The sequence below is a fragment of the Streptosporangium sandarakinum genome, assembly GCF_013409935.1.
Lineage (GTDB): Bacteria > Actinomycetota > Actinomycetes > Streptosporangiales > Streptosporangiaceae > Streptosporangium > Streptosporangium nondiastaticum.
Genome location: NZ_JACCCO010000002.1, coordinates 367106 through 385717 on the forward strand (window position 1 = coordinate 367106; position 18612 = coordinate 385717).

The 18612-nt window shown below is 73.0% G+C and carries 17 protein-coding genes; 5 read left to right on the plus strand and 12 right to left on the minus strand.

Translation table 11 applies throughout. The features are described 5' to 3' along the window. The first annotated feature begins 553 nt into the window (after nt 1–553). Nucleotides 554–2083, plus strand: coding sequence for a pectate lyase family protein (locus tag HDA43_RS20330; RefSeq protein ID WP_179824068.1), 1530 nt, complete (start codon nt 554–556; stop codon nt 2081–2083). 259 nt (nt 2084–2342) lie between these two features. Here the strand turns inward: HDA43_RS20330 and HDA43_RS20335 are convergent, their stop codons facing one another. The 12 genes from HDA43_RS20335 to HDA43_RS20390 all read right to left on the minus strand — a co-directional run bounded on the left by HDA43_RS20335 (nt 2343) and on the right by HDA43_RS20390 (nt 12409). Next, the gene (locus tag HDA43_RS20335; protein ID WP_179824070.1) at nt 2343–2879 is read right to left on the minus strand and encodes an OsmC family protein; all 537 of its coding nucleotides are present in this window, start codon (nt 2877–2879) and stop codon (nt 2343–2345) included. 17 nt (nt 2880–2896) lie between these two features. Next, a complete protein-coding gene (locus HDA43_RS20340; RefSeq protein ID WP_312873468.1) occupies nt 2897–3538 on the minus strand; it encodes a VOC family protein in 642 nt (213 codons plus the stop codon). Further along, nucleotides 3535–4104, minus strand: a complete 570-nt coding sequence (locus HDA43_RS35210) for an alkylhydroperoxidase domain protein (protein WP_179824072.1) — start codon at nt 4102–4104, stop codon at nt 3535–3537. The genes HDA43_RS20340 and HDA43_RS35210 overlap by 4 nt, the downstream gene beginning before the upstream one ends. After that, the gene (locus HDA43_RS35215; protein ID WP_179824074.1) at nt 4101–4712 is read right to left on the minus strand and encodes a CMD domain protein; all 612 of its coding nucleotides are present in this window, start codon (nt 4710–4712) and stop codon (nt 4101–4103) included. Before HDA43_RS35215 ends, HDA43_RS35210 begins: the two co-directional genes overlap by 4 nt. A 46-nt stretch (nt 4713–4758) precedes the next feature. Then, nucleotides 4759–5751, minus strand: a complete 993-nt coding sequence (locus tag HDA43_RS20355; protein WP_179824076.1) for a putative FMN-dependent luciferase-like monooxygenase — start codon at nt 5749–5751, stop codon at nt 4759–4761. After that, nucleotides 5748–7301, minus strand: coding sequence for a dipeptide ABC transporter ATP-binding protein (locus HDA43_RS20360; RefSeq protein ID WP_179824078.1), 1554 nt, complete (start codon nt 7299–7301; stop codon nt 5748–5750). The genes HDA43_RS20355 and HDA43_RS20360 overlap by 4 nt, the downstream gene beginning before the upstream one ends. Then, entirely contained in the window at nt 7298–8095 is a 798-nt protein-coding gene (locus HDA43_RS20365; protein ID WP_179824079.1) for an ABC transporter permease, read from the minus strand. The genes HDA43_RS20360 and HDA43_RS20365 overlap by 4 nt, the downstream gene beginning before the upstream one ends. Further along, nucleotides 8092–9027 carry an ABC transporter permease gene (locus HDA43_RS20370; RefSeq protein ID WP_179824081.1) on the minus strand — a complete coding sequence of 312 codons (936 nt, stop codon included), beginning with the start codon at nt 9025–9027 and terminating at the stop codon, nt 8092–8094. Before HDA43_RS20370 ends, HDA43_RS20365 begins: the two co-directional genes overlap by 4 nt. A 2-nt stretch (nt 9028–9029) precedes the next feature. Next, nucleotides 9030–10676 (minus strand): TIGR04028 family ABC transporter substrate-binding protein, encoded by a 1647-nt coding sequence (locus HDA43_RS20375; protein WP_179824083.1) that lies wholly within the window; start codon nt 10674–10676, stop codon nt 9030–9032. Between the two features lie 208 nt (nt 10677–10884). Then, nucleotides 10885–11808, minus strand: a complete 924-nt coding sequence (locus tag HDA43_RS34440; RefSeq protein ID WP_218912332.1) for a DUF4132 domain-containing protein — start codon at nt 11806–11808, stop codon at nt 10885–10887. A gap of 63 nt (nt 11809–11871) precedes the next feature. After that, nucleotides 11872–12015, minus strand: a complete 144-nt coding sequence (locus tag HDA43_RS20385; RefSeq protein ID WP_179824085.1) for a hypothetical protein — start codon at nt 12013–12015, stop codon at nt 11872–11874. 1 nt (nt 12016) lies between these two features. Then, a complete protein-coding gene (locus HDA43_RS20390; protein WP_179824087.1) occupies nt 12017–12409 on the minus strand; it encodes a hypothetical protein in 393 nt (130 codons plus the stop codon). A gap of 211 nt (nt 12410–12620) precedes the next feature. Between HDA43_RS20390 and treZ the strand changes: the two genes are divergently transcribed. From treZ to HDA43_RS20410, 4 genes are all read left to right on the plus strand, one after another. Beyond that, nucleotides 12621–14351, plus strand: coding sequence for a malto-oligosyltrehalose trehalohydrolase (treZ, locus tag HDA43_RS20395; RefSeq protein WP_179824089.1), 1731 nt, complete (start codon nt 12621–12623; stop codon nt 14349–14351). Between the two features lie 3 nt (nt 14352–14354). Beyond that, nucleotides 14355–16448 (plus strand): 4-alpha-glucanotransferase, encoded by a 2094-nt coding sequence (gene malQ, locus HDA43_RS20400; protein ID WP_246424468.1) that lies wholly within the window; start codon nt 14355–14357, stop codon nt 16446–16448. A gap of 312 nt (nt 16449–16760) precedes the next feature. After that, nucleotides 16761–17939: a sensor histidine kinase gene (locus tag HDA43_RS20405; protein ID WP_179824091.1), complete on the plus strand. Its 1179-nt coding sequence runs from the start codon at nt 16761–16763 to the stop codon at nt 17937–17939. Next, nucleotides 17936–18604 (plus strand): response regulator transcription factor, encoded by a 669-nt coding sequence (locus HDA43_RS20410; RefSeq protein ID WP_179824093.1) that lies wholly within the window; start codon nt 17936–17938, stop codon nt 18602–18604. Before HDA43_RS20405 ends, HDA43_RS20410 begins: the two co-directional genes overlap by 4 nt. Nucleotides 18605–18612: the final 8 nt, after the last annotated feature.

Sequence of the window (18612 nt, forward strand, 5' to 3'; positions counted from 1 at the left end):
GGAATCCCGTCCGCCGTGGACGGCGGCAGTGATTCGAGAACATCGCGGTCACGAGCTCGTCGGCGCCGAACGAAGACCGTTGCGGCGCTATGAAACTTTCATTCACCGACAAATCCGCGGCAGAGCCGTCATTTGCATCGTTCCTTCGGGTTTCCGCAGCTCACCGCCCGGATCGATGTCCACCGGCACGGCTTTCCGGGGGCGTTCCCAGGGCTCCGGCACGCCGCCCGGCCCGGACCGGGTGGATTTTCAGCGCGCGGCCTTGCCAACCCGAAAGGGCCGCCCTATCTTTCACTGGAAAGCGCTTTCCTATACAAAGGCCGCCCCGACGGAGGCGACCTTCGCACCGCGGCGGGAGCACGGTCGCGGCGGCCCCGCGGCCGGCACCGGCGCCCCGCGGAGCCGGGCCGCGGCTGAACCACCGCCCCCGTCCACATCGAAAAACGCTCGCACCCCCTGCCCGGCGACGGGTCGCCGACGCCAACGGTCCGCCGGAACACCCCGGACATGGAGCGGCGCCATCCGGAACTCAACAACGAAAGGGACGTCGATCATGAGGCGACCAGTCGCGCTGCGACTCTGTGCGGCGCTGGCCACGACGGCCGTTGCGGCCGCGACCGGCACGATCCTGTCGTTACCCGGCGCGTCGGCGGCGGCCGGCGGCGCCACCGGCTACGCGACCCAGAACGGCGGGACCACCGGTGGCGCGGGCGGGCAGACGGTACGGGCCACCACGGGGACCGCGATCCACCAGGCCCTGTGCAGCCGGGCCGGCAGCAGCACCCCGATCACCATCGAGGTCGAAGGAATCATCAACCACGCCAACACCGCCAAGGTGTCGGGCGGCAGTTGCAACACCGCCGACGGCGTGATCGAGCTCAAGCAGATCAGCAACGTCACGATCATCGGGGTCGGCGGCGGAGCCGTCTTCGACCAGGTGGGCATCCACATCCGCGAGGCCGGCAACATCATCATCCAGAACGTGACGGTCCGGAACGTCAAGAAGTCGGGCTCGCCCACGTCCAACGGCGGCGACGCCATCGGCATGGAGAGCGACGTCCGCAACGTCTGGGTCGATCACGCCACCCTGGAGGCTTCGGGCGGGGAGCCGGAGGGCTTCGACGGCCTCTTCGACATGAAGGACAACACCCAGTACGTGACCCTGTCCTACAGCATCCTGCGCAACTCCGGCCGCGGCGGCCTCGTCGGGTCCAGCGAGAGCGACCGCTCGAACGGCTTCATCACCTACCACCACAACCTGTACGAGAACATCGACTCCCGCACGCCCCTGCTGCGCGGCGGCGTAGCCCACATCTACAACAACCACTACGTGCGCCTCAACGAGTCCGGCATCAACTCCCGGGCCGGAGCCCGCGCCAAGGTGGACAACAACTACTTCAAGGACTCCAAGGACGTCCTGGGCACCTTCTACACCAGCGAGGCCGGCTACTGGCAGGTCAGCGGCAACATCTTCGACAACGTGACCTGGTCCGGCCCCGGCAGCGAGACCAACCCCGCCGGCCCCGACCCACGGTCCAACACCACCGTCGACATCCCCTACCCCTACAGCCTCGACGGCGCGAGCTGCGTGCCGGACATCGTGGGCCGGACGGCGGGCGCCGGCAAGGGGCTGAAGGTGTCGAACGGCAGCTGCTCACCGCAGACCCCCACCCCGGGACCCACCACCACCCCCACCACCGGGCCGACCCAGCCCGGCGGGACCAACCTCAGCCTCGGAGCCGGCGCCGACGGATCCAGCAAGGCGAGCGGGACGAGCTACGGCAACGTGCGGGACGGTGACATGAGCACCCACTGGTCGCCGTCCGGCTCGACCGGTTCCATCTCGATCAAGTGGGACTCCCCCACCGCGGTATCCAAGATCAACATCCGGGAGGCTTCGGGGTCCGCGGGCGGCATCAGGACCTGGAGGGTCGTCAACGCCGACACCGGCGCCGTCCTGACCTCGGGCAGCGGGGCGGGCGTCATCACCTTCCCCCGGACCTCGCTACGCAAGATCACCTTCGAGATCACCGGCTCGACCGGAACGCCGAAGGTCGCCGAGTACGAGACCTACGCCGGATGACGGCGGGCCCCGCCGCCCGCCCGGGACCGGCGCCTCCGGTTCCGGGCGGGTGCGGGCACGGGCCGGCGGGCCGGCCGCCGGCCGACGAGGCGAGCCGGTCCCGCCCGCAGCCTCGCGACCCTCACAGCCCTCATACGCGCGATCCGGGCGGGGAACCCGTCGAGCGCGCGGCTCGGAGGGCGGACGGCTCATGCCGTCGCGGTGAAGCGCAGAGGACGGACGACCGGCCGCGTATCGGATGGCGGTCAGGGCCGCGGCGCTACGCCGGGAGGGCCGACCCGGCGCGGACCCTCACCACCGAGCCGCTGATGTCCTGGGCGTGGCGGATCAGGTTGAGGATCGGGCACACCCGCTCGACCTCGGCGTGCAGGCGGGCCAGCTCCTCGTCCGAGGCGGGTGAGTCGATCAGCACCTCGTAGCGGAAGTTCTGCGGGTACACCGGGATTCCGTTCTCGCCCGGCCGCTGGGCCGCGGGATCGTACTCGGCGCGCACGTCCACCTCCAGCGAGTCGAGCGGTATCCCCGACTCGGCCGCTTTGATCAGGAAGACGTGGGTGACGCAGCTTCCCAGCACACCCGCCTGCAGCTCGGGGGAGCCCGGGCCGAGGTCGTATCCGGCGAAGTCGGGTCCGCTGTCGCTGAGGATCTGGAAGTCCCTGATCCTGATGCGCCGGATTCCGCTGCGGCCCTCGGCCGTGACGTGGGCGTGCAGCGGGACGGGGCCCCGCTCGGGGGACTCCCGGCGGGCCAGCAGGGCCGTGCGCTTCTGCGACAGGTAGTCGCGGAGGGTGCTCATACGGGTGGATCTCCGTTTCAGGTCAGCGTCACAGGGCCGAGAGGGGTGAGCAGCACCGCTCTCAGCGCGGGTTCCGGGCCCTCGGCGACGTCGAGCCGTACGTCCAGCGCGGCCAGGTCGCGGCGGAGTCCGGCGGGGTCGGGGTGGGCGGCGGCGAAGGAGTCCAGGCTCAGCTCGGGCAGCCCGGAGGCGGCGGGGTGGGGGGTACGGCCCCAGTCGATGAGGAACGGCACCGGTCTGACCGCTGCCGGGTCGTCGCGGCGGGTCAACCGCCACTCCAGCAGCGTCCCGCCGGGCGTGCGCCGGGAGAGCGGCCGGACGTCGCCGGGGTCGTGGCCGCGTTCCCGCGCCCGCCGTACCGCGGCGTCGATGTCACCGGGGTGGACGGCCCAGGCGACGAGGCGCGGCTCGCGGAGGGAGTCCAGGCCGAAGGCGCGCGGGCGGGTGTCGGGCCCGGCCGCCGGATCGGGGCCGATGATCTCCAGGTAGGAGGAGGGGCCGAGGCCGACGAGGTGGTTGGCGGTGCCGCCGGGGTGGCTGCCGCCCGCCACCGGGGTGACGCCGGTGCGCTCGGCGAACTCGGCGACGCCGGCGAGCAGGTCCGGCACCGCGTAGACGAGGTGGTCGAGATGGGGGTCGATGGTCGTACCGGTGGTCACCGGTCCTCCTCCTTCACTGGTTCGCCGAGTGAGAGCATGAGCCGGTTGGCCCAGTTGAAGAACGCGGCGGCGTTGATGACGTCGCTGATCTCCAGGTCGTCGAGCCCCGCGGCGCGCAGTGCGGCGAGGTGTCCGGCGGTGAGTTCGCCCGGGGTGGCGGTGAGCGCCGCCGACGCGTCGATGATCGCCCGCCATCGGTCGTCCTGCCGTGCGTGGACGCCCTCGTCGAGCAGCCGCTGTACGTCGCCGGGCCGCCTGGAGTGGTGCGCGGCGAAGCGCGCGTGCACCGAGGCGCAGAACACGCAGCCGTTCCGGCGGGAGGTGGCCGTGGCGGCCAGCTCGCGTTCGGCCCGCGGCAGTCCGCCGTCGGCGTTGTGGAAGATGTCGTTGTCGGTCACCGTACGCGCGTGGAGGATTCGCGGGTCGCGGGCGAGGAGGCGGAAGTACGGCGACGCGGCGCGCGCCCTGTCGACCAGTGCCTCGCGGTGCTCGTCGGTGAGCTCATCGGCGGCCGGCGGCTCCAGCCACGGTGTCCAGCCGAGCTGTTCCCGGGTGAAACCGGTCATGCGGCGGCCCCCAGCAGACGCAGTCCGGCGGCGACCCGGACCTGGAAGCTGAGAAAGGCCACGAGCTGCGAGAGCGTGACGATGCCTGTGGAGCTCCAGCCCGCACGGCGCAGCGCGTCGAGGGCCTCCCTGCTCGCCTCGCGGGGCCGGAACACGAGCAGGTGCGCGTGCTCGAACGCGGCGGTGAGGCGTGCGCCCAGCGCGCCGGGGTCGCCGACGCGGTGGCGCGGTCCTTCGACGCTCTCCTCCGGCGCCGCGACGCCCGCCGGATAGACCCCGTAGGGTCCGGTGGCGGCGCCCGCCTCGACCTCGGCCCGTACGGCCGCCGACAGGCCCGGGGCGAGGTCGGCCAGCCGCTCCGCGTAGAAGCCGGCGGCGGGGGCGGCGCGGTGCAGCCCGGTCACGAAGGCGGCGATCGCGTTCCGCTCGACGAGCGTGACCTCGGTCTCCGTGTCGGGGGCGAACAGCGCGTCGAAGCTGCGCTGGGCGTGCTCGCGGGCGCCCGGCCGCCGGTGGCGGAGCCGGTCGAGGGATGAGCCGGGCGTGATCCCGGCCAGCCGGTCGATGACGTCGGTAGTGCCTGCGGTGCCGGGGATGTCGAGGGTCATGCGGGGCTCGTTCCTGCCGGGGCGTACGGGTCTCGTGCCGTCGTGGTCACGCGAGGCTCCTCTCCGCCGAGGGGACCCAGCCGAGCGCGGGCGCGACCTCGGTCGCCAGCAGCTCGATGGAGCGGAGGATGAGGGGATGCGGCGGGTCGACCGAGTGCACCTGCAGGGCCAGGTCGGTCACCCGGTCGAGGACCGGGTCGGCCTGGAGGGTCTCGATGACGTCCTGCGGGGTGCCGACGTGCACGTCGAACGCGGTGATCCGCCGATCAAGGTCGCTGTCGGGCAGCTCGAACGGGAGCCGGTCGCCGCTGAGGCCGCGTTCCGCGTGCCGGAGCGCCTCGGTCCGGCTGTCGGCCACGAAGGCGGTGCGCGAAGCCATGATCCGCGGTGTGGCGTCCGGCGGCAGGTTCTCCAGGTAGGCGTCCACGATGGGCCGCTGGAGCTCCGCGAGGGTCGCCTCCGGCCGGTCGGCGGGGCGGGGCTGGGTGCGCGAGAGCATCAGCCCGTTGCCCGCCCGGCCGGCGCGGGCGCCGCCGGCCGCGGAGAACGTCGCCTCCCACACGGCGCCGGTCAGCCGGGGCGCGGGCGGGTGGAGCCGGTTGCCGCCGCCGAGGTCCTCCCCGGACCAGGCCCGGACCAGCACGGCCAGGTGCTCGGCGTACAGGGCCGCGCGGCCGGCGCTGTCGCGGCCGAAGGGGGCGAAGGAGGCGGGCGTCCCCCCGCTGCCCACGCCCACTTCCAGGCGGCCACCGGACAGCAGGTCGAGTACGGCGGTGTCCTCGGCCGTGCGCAGCGGGTCTTCGAGCGGGAGCGTGATGATGCCGGTGCCGAGGCGGATCCTGCGGGTCTCCGCCGCCACGTGCGCCAGGAACACCAGTGGCGAGGGCAGGCCGCCCTCGGCGGCGTTGAAGTGGTGCTGCGCGACCCAGGCGGTGTCGAACCCCAGGGCCTCCGCGTGCCGGATCTGCTCGGCCGCCAGCCGGTAACGCTCTCCGGGCGGCGCCTCGTCGAGGAGCCGGGTGAAGAAGCCGAGCCTCATCGGACCGGCTCCGGGATCGCGGCGAGAAGTTCCCGGGTGTAGGGATGGCATGGGTCGGTGAAGACCTGCCGGGTGGTTCCGGATTCCACGATGCGCCCTTCGTTCATGACGGAGATGGTGTGTGAGATCTGCCGCACCACCGCGAGGTCGTGCGAGATGAAGAGATAGGTCAGTCCGAGGTCACGCTGGAGCCGTTCCAGCAGGTCGAGGATCTGCGCCTGGACGGTGACGTCGAGCGCGGAGACCGCCTCGTCGAGCACGAGCACCTCGGGTCCGGCGGCCAGCGCGCGGGCGATGGCCACCCGCTGCCGTTGCCCGCCGGAGAGCTCCCGGGGCCTGCGCCCGGCGACGTCCCGCGGGAGCGCCACCCGTTCCAGCAGTTCGGTGACGCGGGTACGGCGGGCCGCGCGGTCACCGAGCCGGAAGTTGCGCAGCGGCTCCTCCACGATCTCCGCGATGGACTGCCGGGGGTCGAGCGACCCGTACGGGTTCTGGTACACGAGCTGGACGTGGCGGCGGAACAGGCGTCCCGGGCCCGCCCCGGGGATCTCCACCGTCCCGGACGTGGGCTCGGCGAAGCGCGCCACCATCCGCGCCGTGGTGGTCTTGCCCGAGCCCGACTCCCCCACCAGCGCGTGCGTCGTCCCGGCGGCCACCTCGAAGGAGACTCCGTCGACGGCGCGGAACGGGCGCCGGCCGGTCCGGAACTCCTTGACCAGGTCCCGGACCACGACGGCGGGACCGCGGCCGCCCGGCTCGGCCGTCCGGAACTCCCGGGCCGACAGGGCCGGGGCGTCGTCCAGCAGCCGCGCGGTGTAGCCGGCCCGGGGGTCGGCGATCACGGCGGAGGTCGGTCCCTCCTCCTCGACCAGGCCGTCCTTCATGACGACCAGCCGGTCCGAGCGGGCGGCGGCCACGCCCAGGTCGTGGGTGACCAGCAGCACCGCCGTGCCGAACTCGGCACGCAGGTCGTCGATGAGGTCCAGGATGCGCCGCTGCACGGTGACGTCCAGGGCGCTGGTGGGCTCGTCGGCGATGATCAGTTGCGGTTCCAGGGCGATCGCGATGGCGATGAGCACCCGCTGCCGCATCCCTCCGGAGAGCTCGTGCGGGTACTGGCGGGCCCGCGTCTCCGGGTCGGACAGGCCGACGCGGGCGAGCAGCTCGACGACCCGCCGCCGGATCGTACGGCGGTCGCCCCGCCCGTGCAGGCGGAACACCTCGCCGATCTGGGCGCCGATGGTCTTGACCGGGTTGAGGGAGTTCGCCGGGTCCTGCGGGACCAGGCCGATCCGTGTGCCGCGCACCGACTCCATGCGCCGCGAGGACCACGAGGTCAGGTCGGCGTCGCCGAGCAGGATCCGGCCGCCGTCCACCGTCCCGCCCGGGGGGAGCAACCCCATGATCGCGTGCGCGGTGGTGGACTTGCCGGACCCCGACTCGCCGACGAGGGCGACGACCTCCTTCGGCTCCACGCTGAAGGAGATCCCTCTGACCGCGGGCCTGCCGCCGTAGGACACGGCGAGGTCGCGGATGTCGAGCAGGCTCATGCCGTGCTCCTTCCGATGGAGCGGCTGATCCGGCCGGCGGCGAGCACCACCGCGACCACCACGGCCCCCGGCAGCGTGGTCAGCCACCACGACGTCGCCAGGTAGTTGCGCCCTTCGGCGATCAGCAGGCCCCACTCCGGTGTGGGCGGCTCCGCGCCGTAGCCGAGGAAGCCGAGCGTCGAGATGGCCAGGATCGCCATGCCGAACTGCAGCGCGGTGAGCGCGATGACGGGTCCGAGCGAGTTCGGCAGCACGTGCCTCCAGAGCACGACCGGGTATCTGCCGCCGCTGCCGAACGCGGCCTCCACGTAGTCGGTACGGCGCACCCGCACCACCTCGGACCGGGCGAGGCGGGCGAAGGCCGCGACCGAGCCGGTGCCGACCGCGATCGCCACGTTCACCGTACCGGGGCCGAGCAGGATGATCACGGTGAGTGCCAGGAGCAGGCCGGGCACCGAGAGCAGCACGTCGACGAAGCGCATGACCGCGTCGTCGACCGGCCCGCCGGCCGATCCGGCCAGCAGCCCGAGCAGGGTCCCCAGGAGCAGCCCGACCGCGACGGCCACGAACGCCCCCGACAGCGAGTGCACGGACCCGTGCACCACTCTCGCGAACAGGTCGCGGCCCACCGCGTCGGTGCCGAACAGGTGCCGCGCGCTCGGCGCCTGGAGCTTCTCGGCGGGCACGCCCGCGATGGGGTCGTGGGCGGTGAACAGGCCCGGCGCGAGCGCCCAGAGCGCGACGACCGCGAGCACCAGCGAGGCCACGAGCAGCCCGGTCTTCGGCCGGTTCATCCGGTCACCGCCCTCAGCCGCGGGTCGAGCACCGGGAACAGCACGTCGACGGCGAAGTTGACCAGCACGAACACGGCCGCGGCGAGCACCACGACGGCGAGCATCACCGGCGTGTCCTGGGCGTTCACGGCCTGCTCGGTCAGCCTGCCGATGCCGTTGCGGCCGAACACCGTCTCCGTCACGACGGAACCGGCGATCAGCTCGCCGAACGTCACCCCGGCCACGGTCAGCGCGGGCAGCGCCGCGTTGCGCGCCACGTGCCGCCAGAGGATCCACCACCGCGACGCGCCCTTCGCGGCCACGACGGGCACGAACGCCTGCGCCTGCACCCGGTCGATGCTCCGGGCCAGGACCTGAGCGATCGGGGCGGCGATCGGCACGGCCAGCGTCAGCACGGGCAGGACGAGCTGCTGGAGGGCGCTTCCCCCGATGACGGGCACCAGGCCGAGCCGGAACGAGAACACCTGGATGAGCAGGATGCCCAGCCAGAACACCGGGACCGAGACGAACAGCGACGGCACCGCCAGCAGCGCGCCCCTGATCCACGACGTCCTGCTGTGACCCGCCGCGAACGCGATCACCACGGCGATCAGCACCGCCAGCAGGAACCCGCTTCCGGCCAGCACGGCCGTCGCGGGCAGCGCCTCGGCCAGCCTCTCGACCACCGGGGTGCCGGTGTCGATGGAGTAGCCGAAGCCGCCGCGCAGGAACCCGAGCAGGGTGGTCGCGTAGGACTCCAGGGGGGACACGTCACCGCCGTAGTAGGCGCGGATCTCCTGGATCTGCCGCGGCGACAGGCCCAGCTCCGGATTCTGGAACTTGATCAGGATCGAGTCGCCCGGCAGCAGTTGCAGGAGGACGTAGGCGACGGTGAAGGCGGCCCACAGCACGAACGCCGCCTGCGCGGTCCGTCGAAGCAGATACCTCGCCACCGCTACTCCCGCTCCGACTTCCAGACCGAGTAGAACGAGGGCCTGGCCACCGCCTCGAAGGCGACTCCGTGCACGTAGGGCGCCCCGCCGTACACCTGGGGCTCCTCGAACAGCGGGATGGCGTACCCCTGGTCGACCACGTACCGCTGGATCTCGGCGACCTTGGCGTTGCGCTCGGTGACGTCGGGCTCGGCCGACTCCTCCTCCAGCAGCCGGTCCAGCTTCTCGTCGTCGGAGAGGATGACGTCGCGGTTCTGGCTGTGGAAGTGGCTCTTGATCACGTCCTGGTCGGCGCGGCCGACCATGCTGTGCGCGACGGCGGTCTTCTCGGCGTCCTTGATGTCCACGGCCTGGGTGCCCGCGTCGGCGGGGCGGATCTCCAGCTTGACCCCGATCCTGGCCCACTGCTGGCCGACCAGTTCCAGGGTCTGCTTCGAGAGCGGCTGGGGGCCGGCGACGAACACGCCGAGCCGGAGCTTCCTGCCGTCCTTCTCCCTGACGCCGTCGGGGCCCCGGGTCCAGCCGGCCTCGTCCAGCAGTGTGGCGGCCCGGTCCGGGTCGTAGGCGAGCTCCTTCGACAGGTCCGTGTAGCCCTGGGCGAGCCGGCTCAGCACCGAGGTGGCCACCGGGTAGCCGGAGGTGAAGAGGGTCTCGACGATCTCCTTGGCGTTCGTCCCGGCCTGGAGCGCCTTGCGGACGCCGCGGTCCTTCAGGATGCTGTTGCCCGGCCGCAGGTAGAGGCCGTTGTTCACGCCCCTGGTGGGTTCGGCGTAGACGGTGAACCCGGCGTTCTTGACGGTCGCCTCGTCGTACGCCTGCACGTACCGGACGAAGTCGGCCTGTCCGGAGACGAGCGCGCCGACGCGCACGTTGTCCTCTGGCGTCACGATGATCTTGATCTCGTCGAGATAGGCCCGGCCCTGGTGCCCGGACGACGGCGGCGCCCAGTCGTAGTCCTTCCGGACGGCGAGGTCCACCTCCTTGTCGACGACCTGGTTCTTCACCGTGAAGGGACCGGAGCCGACGATGTTCCTCAGCCGGCACTGCTCCTCGTACGGCAGGGCGATCGTCTTCTTCGAGACCAGGCCGGCGCCGATGACGGATGTGCCCTGGAGGAAACCGGGCGAGGGCTTGGTGAAATGGAAGCGCACGGTCAGGGGGTCGACGACCTCGCTGCGCTCGTAGTTGTTGACGAACTCCGCGACCGGGAGCTTCAGCTTCTCGTCGCCGAGGCCGTAGACGTCGAAGTTCGCGGCCACCGCCTCCGCGTCGAGCGGGGTGCCGTCGCTGAACGTCACGCCGTCACGCAGGTGGAAGGTGTACTCGGTCGCGTCCTTGTCGATCTCCCATTTGGTGGCGATCCACGGCTCGATCTTCAGCGTCTCGGGGTTCTGCCAGGTGAGCTTGTCGGTGATCTGGTTCAGGATGCCGCCGTTCGGATAGAACCCGGCGGCCGGCAGGTAGAGGCAGGTCGGAGGCTGGTGCTCCAGATAGGTCAGCGTGCCGCCGTACACCGGCTGCCCCGCGGCCTTCGCCTTTCCGGTCGAGGAGTCCGCCGCGGGTCCCGTGCCGCCACAGGCCCCGAGAAGCCCTGCGACGGCGAGCGTGGCGGCGCTCGCGGCGGCGAATCGCAGTCTGGAACGTGACATGGGGCTGCCCTTCGTGAACGGAGGCATGGGATCGCCTGAGGTGAATCGATAATAACCTACCGGAAAAGAGGGTTATGGTCAGGTGTGATCGTGGCCACACGGAGGGCGTGGATCTCCGGGGATGAGTCACAAGAGGGACAGCGGGCGGCACCGGGCCGACGTGACGGCGGTGGCGACCTCCCCGATCACGGGGGTCGCCACGGCGGGTTCAGGGGACGAGCTGGCGGGTGATCGACGGGTCGGCGATCCTCAGCCGGGGCAGGAGCCGGGCCAGCACGTCGCGGCGGGTCCGGGCGGTCTCGGTGAGCTCGCCGAAGCCGCAGGAGTGCCAGTAGTCCTCGTGCCCGTCCCGGTGGAAGGTGATCTGCTCACTGGCGCAGAGTGAGGCCGTGTCCCAGCCGTCGGCCTCCGGGAAGCTGACCACGTGCATGCCCCAGCGGGCCCGCCAGCCGGACAGCTCCCTGACCGCCGCGCCCTGGTCGCCGCCGCACTCGTAGTCCCAGTGGCCGATCGACAGACCGGTCCAGCCGCGCTGGTTCAGCAGCGTCTTGGCCTGGCCGTAGCGGAGCACGTGCCCGGCGAACCGGTTGGAGAAGGTCCCGGTGCGCTCCTCGGCCGGGGTCAGCAGATAGACCTCGCGGAACGCCTGCTTGTACGGCTGTCTGAGCCAGCGGGCGCTCGGTTTGGCGGACCGGGCGGTGTTCCAGTGGCGCAGCAGCGGCAGGGCTTCGGGGGCGGCCAGGCGGGGACCGTACTCCTCGGCCAGCAGCCGGGCGAAGTCGTCGCACTCCCAGATCATGTTGTGCACCACGCCGGCCGGGCCGTGCCCGGGAGGTTCGGTCAGCAGCTCCTGCAGCCGCTCGGCCAGCGCCTCCCTCGCCTGCTCGCTCCGCACCCGCCGGCCCTGCGTCCGGGACCCGGAACGCCGCGACGGCCCCGCCAGCCGGCCGAGCAGCTCGCGGCGCTCCTGGAAGCCGAAGCGGCACGCCGCCGCGAACGGGATCCGGTAGATCTCCTCGTAGCGGGTGTGGCCCCGGTGGACCAGCTCCCCTGCCCGGTGCACGAGGAGCCGCGCGTCCACGAGCGTCCAGTCGATGTCGCGCTCGGCCACCGAACGGATCAGCCGCAGCACCCGCTCGTCGTGCTCGCGCCCTCCCTCCGGGCCCAGGCCCAGCTTCAGCCGCGCCCAGTGCCCCTACACCCGCCAGTCGGTGTCCGGACCGGGCGGCAGCCCCTGTTCGAAGAGCTCCTCGAAGCGGCGGCGGATCTCCCTGGTCTCATCGCTCACGTATCCGCGCAGGTTGTCGTAGATACAGGTCATCTCATCGATCGCGCCCACCTCAGCCCCCGACCAGCGGGACGAGCTTGATGAACGACACCACCGGGTCGGCGGTCAGGTCGATCGTCTCGGACAGGTCCTCGATCTGGCGGTCCCCCACCAGCAGCAGGAACCCGTTGCGCAGGAAGGCCCGTTCGGCGGCGTCGGCCTGCCGCTCCCAGTCGATCCGCCGCCCGGCGCCCATCCGGTAGCCGTTCAGCTCCGCCTCGGCGTCCACCGGGCGGACCAGGCCGTTGAACCGGGTCGAGGGCGCGGCGTTGTACCGGGCGACCTCCTCGCGGACGCGGAGCCGTACCAGTTCCCGTGCCGAGACGCTCTCGGGCAGGTCGGGGAGGGCGAACTCCTCCATCGTCTTCCCCGTGGCCGTCTCGTCCCGGAAGGTGACCGTTGTCATCACGCGGCTCCGCACGTCATCGGAAACATTATGAAGATCATCGATATCAACCGGTACCGACAGGAACAGGACGGCCGTCGTCCCGCTTGTGAGGGGCCCGGACGGGTAAGGAGAAACCGCGGCCGGTCGTGAGCCGCCCGGCGCGGCCTGCCCGCGCCCGGGAGTGGCACGGCGGGCCGCTCGCGATGTCCGGCGGCGGGTAGGGGGACGGGTGGGACACGAGTTCCGGGTGTGGGCGCCGACGCGTGAGCGGGTCGAACTGGTGCTCGGCGAACGCAGGCTGCCGATGCGGCGCTCCGGGGACGGCTGGTGGGAGCGCGCCGTCGAGGAGGCCGGGCCGGGCACCGACTACGCCTATTCGCTGGACGGCGGGCCGCCCCGGCCCGACCCGCGCTCGCCGTACCAGCCGTACGGCCCGCACGACCCCTCCCGGCTGGTGGACCACGCCGCCTTCGGCTGGACCGACGACCGCTGGCGCGGGACGCCGCTGCCCGGCGCGGTGCTGTACGAGCTGCACGTGGGCACCTTCTCCCCCGCCGGGACCTTCGACGGGGCGATCGAGTATCTCCCGCACCTGGCGGAGCTGGGCGTCGACGCGGTCGAGCTGATGCCGGTGGCGGAGTTCTCCGGCGGCAGGGGCTGGGGGTACGACGGGGTGTCGCTGTTCGCCCCGCACCACGCCTACGGCGGGCCGGACGGCCTGAAACGGCTGGTGGACGCCTGCCACGCCCACGGGCTCGGCGTGGTGATGGACGTCGTCTACAACCACCTGGGCCCCTCGGGCAACTACCTGCCGGAGTTCGGGCCCTACTTCACCGGCCGCCACAGCACCAACTGGGGCGACGCGGTCAACTTCGACGGCCCCGGCAGCGACGAGGTGCGCGCGTTCGTCGTCGACAACGCGCTGATGTGGCTGCGCGACTACCACGTGGACGGGCTGCGCCTGGACGCCGTGCACGCCATCGCCGACGACTCGGCCGTGCACGTCCTGGAGCGGCTGGCCGAAGAGGTGGAGGCGCTGGCCGCGCACGTGCGCCGGCCGCTGTTCCTCATCGCCGAGAGCGACCTGAACGACCCCCGGTTCGTGCGGGGGCGCGAGGCCGGCGGGTACGGCCTCGACGCGGCCTGGGCCGACGAGTGGCACCACGCCCTGCACGCGGTGCTGACCGGGGAGCGGAGCGGCTACTACTCCGACTTCGGCCCGCTGTCCCTGCTCGCCAAGGGGCTGCGGCAGGCGTGGGTCTACGACGGCACGTGGTCGCCGCACCGCGGGCGGGCGCACGGCAGGTCCCCGGCGGGGCTGTCCGGGCACCGGTTCGTGGTGTGCGCGCAGAACCACGACCAGGTGGGCAACAGGGCGCGGGGCGAGCGCGGTTCGGCGCTGATGAGCGAGGGCCGGCTGCGGATCGCCGCCGCGCTGCTGTTCACCGCGCCCTTCGTCCCGATGCTCTTCCAGGGTGAGGAGTGGGGCGCGACGACCCCGTTCCAGTACTTCACCGACCACGAGGACCCCGAGCTCGGCCGGGCGGTCAGCGAGGGCCGCCGCCGGGAGTTCGCCGCGTTCGGCTGGGAGCCCGACCAGGTGCCCGACCCGCAGGACCCGGCCACCTTCGAACGGTCGCGGCTGGACTGGAGCGAGCGGGACAAGGAGGTCCAGGGGCGGCTGCTCGACTGGCACCGGGAGCTGATCGCGCTGCGGCGGCGCGTCCCGGCCCTCACCGACGGCCGCCTGGACCGGGTCCGGGCCGACTGCGACGAGGACACCGGGCTGCTGGTCATCGAGCGGGGGCCGGTCCTGGTGGCGGTGAACCTCGGCGCGGAGACGCTGACCGTGCCGTCCCGGGGACGCGGTCGCGTCCTGGCCGCCTCCGACCCGGAGGTCGCCCTGTCCGGAACGGATCTGACCCTGCCACCGGACACCGTGGCGATCCTGGAGGACTGAACGATGGCCGACGCCTGGGGGATCGAGCACGAATACGAGGACGCCGGGGGCCGGCGCCACCGGGTGTCGCCCGAGACCGTGGCGGCGCTGCGCGAGGCGATGGGCGCGCCGCCGTACGACGCGGGGACGGACGGGTCGTACGGCGGCGCGGACGCGGGCGCGGACCGGTCCCGGGGCGACACGGACGGCAGAGCCGGCGCGGACGGCGGAGATGGCGGGGACGGCGGGGGCGGCCCGCGGACGCTGGTACGGCGGCGCGGTGACCGCGTCGGCCCGGCCGAGCTGGTCCTGGAGGACGGCTCCGAGCTGCGGGTGGACGACGTGCTCCCGCCCGACCTGCCGTTCGGCTACCACACCCTGCGGCGGCCCGGTGAGGAGACCGGCCACCGGCTCATCGTGAGTCCCGGCCGGTGCCACCCGCCGGAGCGCCGGGCCTGGGGCTGGGCCGCGCAGCTGTACGCCGCCCGGTCGCGGGAGAGCTGGGGCGTCGGCGACCTCGCCGACCTGCGGCGGCTGGCCCGCTGGGCGTCCGGGCAGTGCGGGGCGGGGTTTCTGCTCCTCAACCCGCTGCACGCCACCGCGCCCGTCCCCCCGGTCCAGCCGAGCCCCTACTTCCCGGCGAGCCGCCGCTTCCACAGCCCCCTCTACCTGCGGGTGGAGGAGGTGCCGGGGGCGGCCGAGTCGGGCGCGGACCTGCGCGACCTGGCGGCGCGCGGCCGGGCGCTCAACGAGCGGCGGCACATCGACCGCGACGAGGCGTGGCGCCTGAAGCTGGCCGCCCTGGAGGCGATCTGGCGGCGCACCCCGCCGGGCGAGGAGTTCGACGCCTGGCGGGCCCGGCGGGGGGACGGCCTCGCGGAGTTCGCCGCCTGGTGCGCGCTGACCGAGCGGCACGGCCCGAACTGGCAGGTCTGGCCGGTGGAGTACCGCCGCCCGGACGGCCCGGCGGTGGCGCGCTTCGCCCGCGAGCACGCCGACCGGGTCCGCTTCCACGCCTGGTTGCAGTGGCTCACCGACCGGCAGCTGGCCGCGGCCGCCTCCGGCGTCCAGATCATCCAGGATCTGCCCGTCGGGGTCGACCCCGACGGCGCCGACGCCTGGTCCTGGCAGGACCTGCTCGCCCAGGGCGTCAGCGTCGGGGCGCCCGCCGACGAGTTCAACACCGCCGGGCAGGACTGGGGGCTGCCGCCGTTCGTGCCGTGGAAGCTGCGCCGGGCCGGGTACCGGCCGTTCGCCGACAGCGTCCGGGCCACGATCGCCTCGGCCGGGGGCCTGCGCATCGATCACGTCATGGGCCTGTTCCGCCTGTGGTGGATCCCGTCCGGGGCGGGGGCCGGCCAGGGCGCCTACGTCCGCTACCCCGCCGGCGACCTCCTCGACATCGTCGCGCTGGAGAGCCATCGCGCCGGGGCCGTGGTGGTCGGCGAGGACCTCGGGACGGTGGAGCCGGGCGTGCGCGAGACGCTGGCCGATCGCCGCATGCTGTCCTACCGGCTGCTGTGGTTCGAGGAGGACGATCCGGCCCGCTGGCCGGAACGCGCGCTGGCCGCGGTCACCACGCACGACCTGCCGACGGTCGCGGGCCTGTGGGACGGGAGCGACCTCGCGGCCCAGCGCCGCCTCGGGCTCGATCCGAACGAGGACGGCTCGAAGGAGCTGCGCCGCAGGCTCGCCGAGGCCGGCGACCTCGACGCCGGGGCGGACGCCGATGCCGCGGTGCTCGCCGCCTACCGGCTGCTGGCCCGCGCCCCCTCGCTGCTGCTGTCGGCCACGCTCGACGACGCGCTGGCCGAGCCGGAGCGGCCCAACATCCCGGGTGCCGACGGCGAGCGCGCCAACTGGTGCCTGGCGCTGCCCGTCCCGCTGGAGGAGCTGGAGAACAGGCCGCTGGCCCGGCGGCTGGCGGAGACGCTGTCCGGCGCGGTCACCGCCGCCGGGGAACCCGTCGCCGGGCCCGGCACCGGAATCGAAGCCGGGCCCGGCGCCGGAACCGAAGCCGGACCTGACGCCGCCCCGGACCGACGAGCGTCCAGGCGCAGCCGGCGCGGGGAGCGGGGGGAGACGCCTCCGGAGCGGCCGGCCGTGTCGTGGACGTAGTCGTGCTGCATCCGGACGCATGGCCGCCGGTGACCATGAGCGCCGCGTAGGCGGAGCCCTGCCCGGTGCCGTCCTTGACGCTGATCCCGGCCTTGCCGCGATCATGGCGATCATCGGGCCCCGGCCGCGGAAGGCGACCCACTCCCGGCGCACGACGGACGTGATCGGTGACATGGCGGTGGTTTCGTCGGTTGACGGCATGCGGCCGGTTCTTCGGCTCCGCGCCCGGCATCGCGCGAACCGCCGCCGTCATGCCGTTGTTAGGCGCGGCAGGGCATCCTGGTGGTCCGCACGTCACCCGGGAGAGGACCGATGGGCAAGCCGCGAGGTCTCACGCTGAGGGGCCGGACCGTACGGCAGCGCTTCACCGTCATGTACGCCGCGCTGTTCCTGGCCTCCGGGATCGCCCTGCTGGCCATGACCAATCTGCTCGCCGGAGGGTGGCGGGCGTCCCGGGCCATCCCCGGGCCGCCCGCTCCGCAGACTGATCTCACGGCCCTCCAGGGGGACGTCGAGCTGCTCCAGGCACAGCTGGCGGACGTCCACGCGACGCAGTCGCGGCAGCTCCTGGCGGGCTCCCTGGTCGCGCTGGTGGTGATGGGGGCGGTCTCCGTACTGCTCGGCGGGGTCGTCGCCGGCCGGGTGCTGCGTCCGCTGCGTACGATCACCTCGGCCACCCGGCGGATCTCCGCCGACAACCTGCACGAGCGGCTGGCGGTGCCGGGTCCCGCCGACGAGGTCAAGGACCTCGCGGACACCGTCGACGGGCTGCTGGAGCGTCTGGAGGCGTCCTTCGCCGCCCAGCGGCGGTTCGTGGCCGACGCCTCCCACGAGCTCCGCACGCCACTGGCGACCATGCGGGCGTCGCTGGACGTGGCCGCGGCCAAGCCGTCGGCGACGTCCCAGACGCTCGCGCTGACCGATCGGCTCCGCACCGAGCTCGACCGGATCGACCACCTCCTGGAGGGTTTCCTCCTGCTCGCCCGCGCGCAGCACGGCGCGCTTCCCGGCCGGGCGCCGGTCTCGCTGGCCCGGCTGCTGTCGGAGGCGGTGACCGGCCGCTCCGCGGCCATCGCGGCGAAGGACCTGACCGTCCACGCCGACACGGGGGACGGCGCGTGGACCCGGGGCAGCCCGGTTCTGCTGTCCCGGGTGGCGGACAATCTGATCGACAACGCGGTGATCCACAACCGGCGCGGCGGCTGGATCCGGGTGGCGGCCACGACGGCGGGTTCCTCGGCGCGGCTCGTCGTGGAGACGGGTGGAGCCGTCCTCGACCGGGAGCACGTCGCCCGGCTCACCGAGCCCTTCCGGCGGCTCGCCGCGGACCGGACCGGATCGGAGGCCGGTTCCGGCCTCGGCCTGTCGATCGTCGCGGCCGTCGTCGACGCGCACGGCGGACATCTGGAGCTGCGCGCCCGGCCGGAAGGCGGCCTGCGGGTCGCCGTCTCGGTGCCGTCCGCGCCCGCGCCGGCGGGTGCCGCCGCATGAGGATCCTGGTCGTCGAGGACGCCCGCGCCCTGGCCGACGTCCTGGCGGAGGGGCTGCGCGACCGGGGCATGGCCGTGGACACGGCCCACGACGGTCTGGCCGCCGCCGCCAAGCTCGATCTCAACGCCTACGACGTGGTCGTCCTCGACCGCGACCTGCCCGGCATCCACGGCGACACGCTCTGCCACATGATCACCGAACGCGACGACCGCCCCATGGTCCTGATGCTCACCGCGGCCGGCTCGCCGGGGGACAGGGTCAGCGGCCTGACCCTGGGAGCCGACGACTACCTCGCCAAGCCGTTCCACTTCCCCGAACTCGTCCTGCGGATCCACGCCCTGGCCCGGCGGCGTCCCTCCGCCCGCCCGAGGACGCTGCGCGCGGCCGGCATCGAACTCGACGCCGCACGCCACGTCGCCACCCGCGACGGCCGTCCCCTCGACCTCTCGCCCAAGGAGTTCGCCCTCCTCGAAGCCCTCCTGAGCGTCGCCCCCGCGTTCCTCAGCGCCGAGGCCCTCCTGGAGCGGGTCTGGGATGAGAACGCCGACCCCTTCACCAACACCGTGACCGTGACCGTCGGCCGTCTGCGCCGCAAGCTGGGTGACCCGTCACCCATCACCACGAGACCCGGTGTGGGCTACCGCATCACCGATCCGGCAGGTTAGCGCGGGTC

Bases quoted from the DNA above. Each gene is read 5' to 3' on its own strand.
- HDA43_RS35215 (WP_179824074.1), bottom strand. From the start codon at position 4,712: ATGACCCTCGACATCCCCGGCACCGCAGGCACTACCGACGTCATCGAC.
- HDA43_RS20365 (WP_179824079.1), bottom strand. From the start codon at position 8,095: ATGAACCGGCCGAAGACCGGGCTGCTCGTGGCCTCGCTGGTGCTCGCG.
- HDA43_RS20405 (WP_179824091.1), top strand. From the start codon at position 16,761: ATGGGCAAGCCGCGAGGTCTCACGCTGAGGGGCCGGACCGTACGGCAG.
- HDA43_RS20355 (WP_179824076.1), bottom strand. From the start codon at position 5,751: ATGAGGCTCGGCTTCTTCACCCGGCTCCTCGACGAGGCGCCGCCCGGA.
- HDA43_RS20375 (WP_179824083.1), bottom strand. From the start codon at position 10,676: ATGTCACGTTCCAGACTGCGATTCGCCGCCGCGAGCGCCGCCACGCTC.
- HDA43_RS20360 (WP_179824078.1), bottom strand. From the start codon at position 7,301: ATGAGCCTGCTCGACATCCGCGACCTCGCCGTGTCCTACGGCGGCAGG.
- HDA43_RS20410 (WP_179824093.1), top strand. From the start codon at position 17,936: ATGAGGATCCTGGTCGTCGAGGACGCCCGCGCCCTGGCCGACGTCCTG.
- HDA43_RS35210 (WP_179824072.1), bottom strand. From the start codon at position 4,104: ATGACCGGTTTCACCCGGGAACAGCTCGGCTGGACACCGTGGCTGGAG.
- HDA43_RS20390 (WP_179824087.1), bottom strand. From the start codon at position 12,409: ATGACAACGGTCACCTTCCGGGACGAGACGGCCACGGGGAAGACGATG.
- HDA43_RS20335 (WP_179824070.1), bottom strand. From the start codon at position 2,879: ATGAGCACCCTCCGCGACTACCTGTCGCAGAAGCGCACGGCCCTGCTG.
- HDA43_RS20330 (WP_179824068.1), top strand. From the start codon at position 554: ATGAGGCGACCAGTCGCGCTGCGACTCTGTGCGGCGCTGGCCACGACG.
- malQ (WP_246424468.1), top strand. From the start codon at position 14,355: ATGGCCGACGCCTGGGGGATCGAGCACGAATACGAGGACGCCGGGGGC.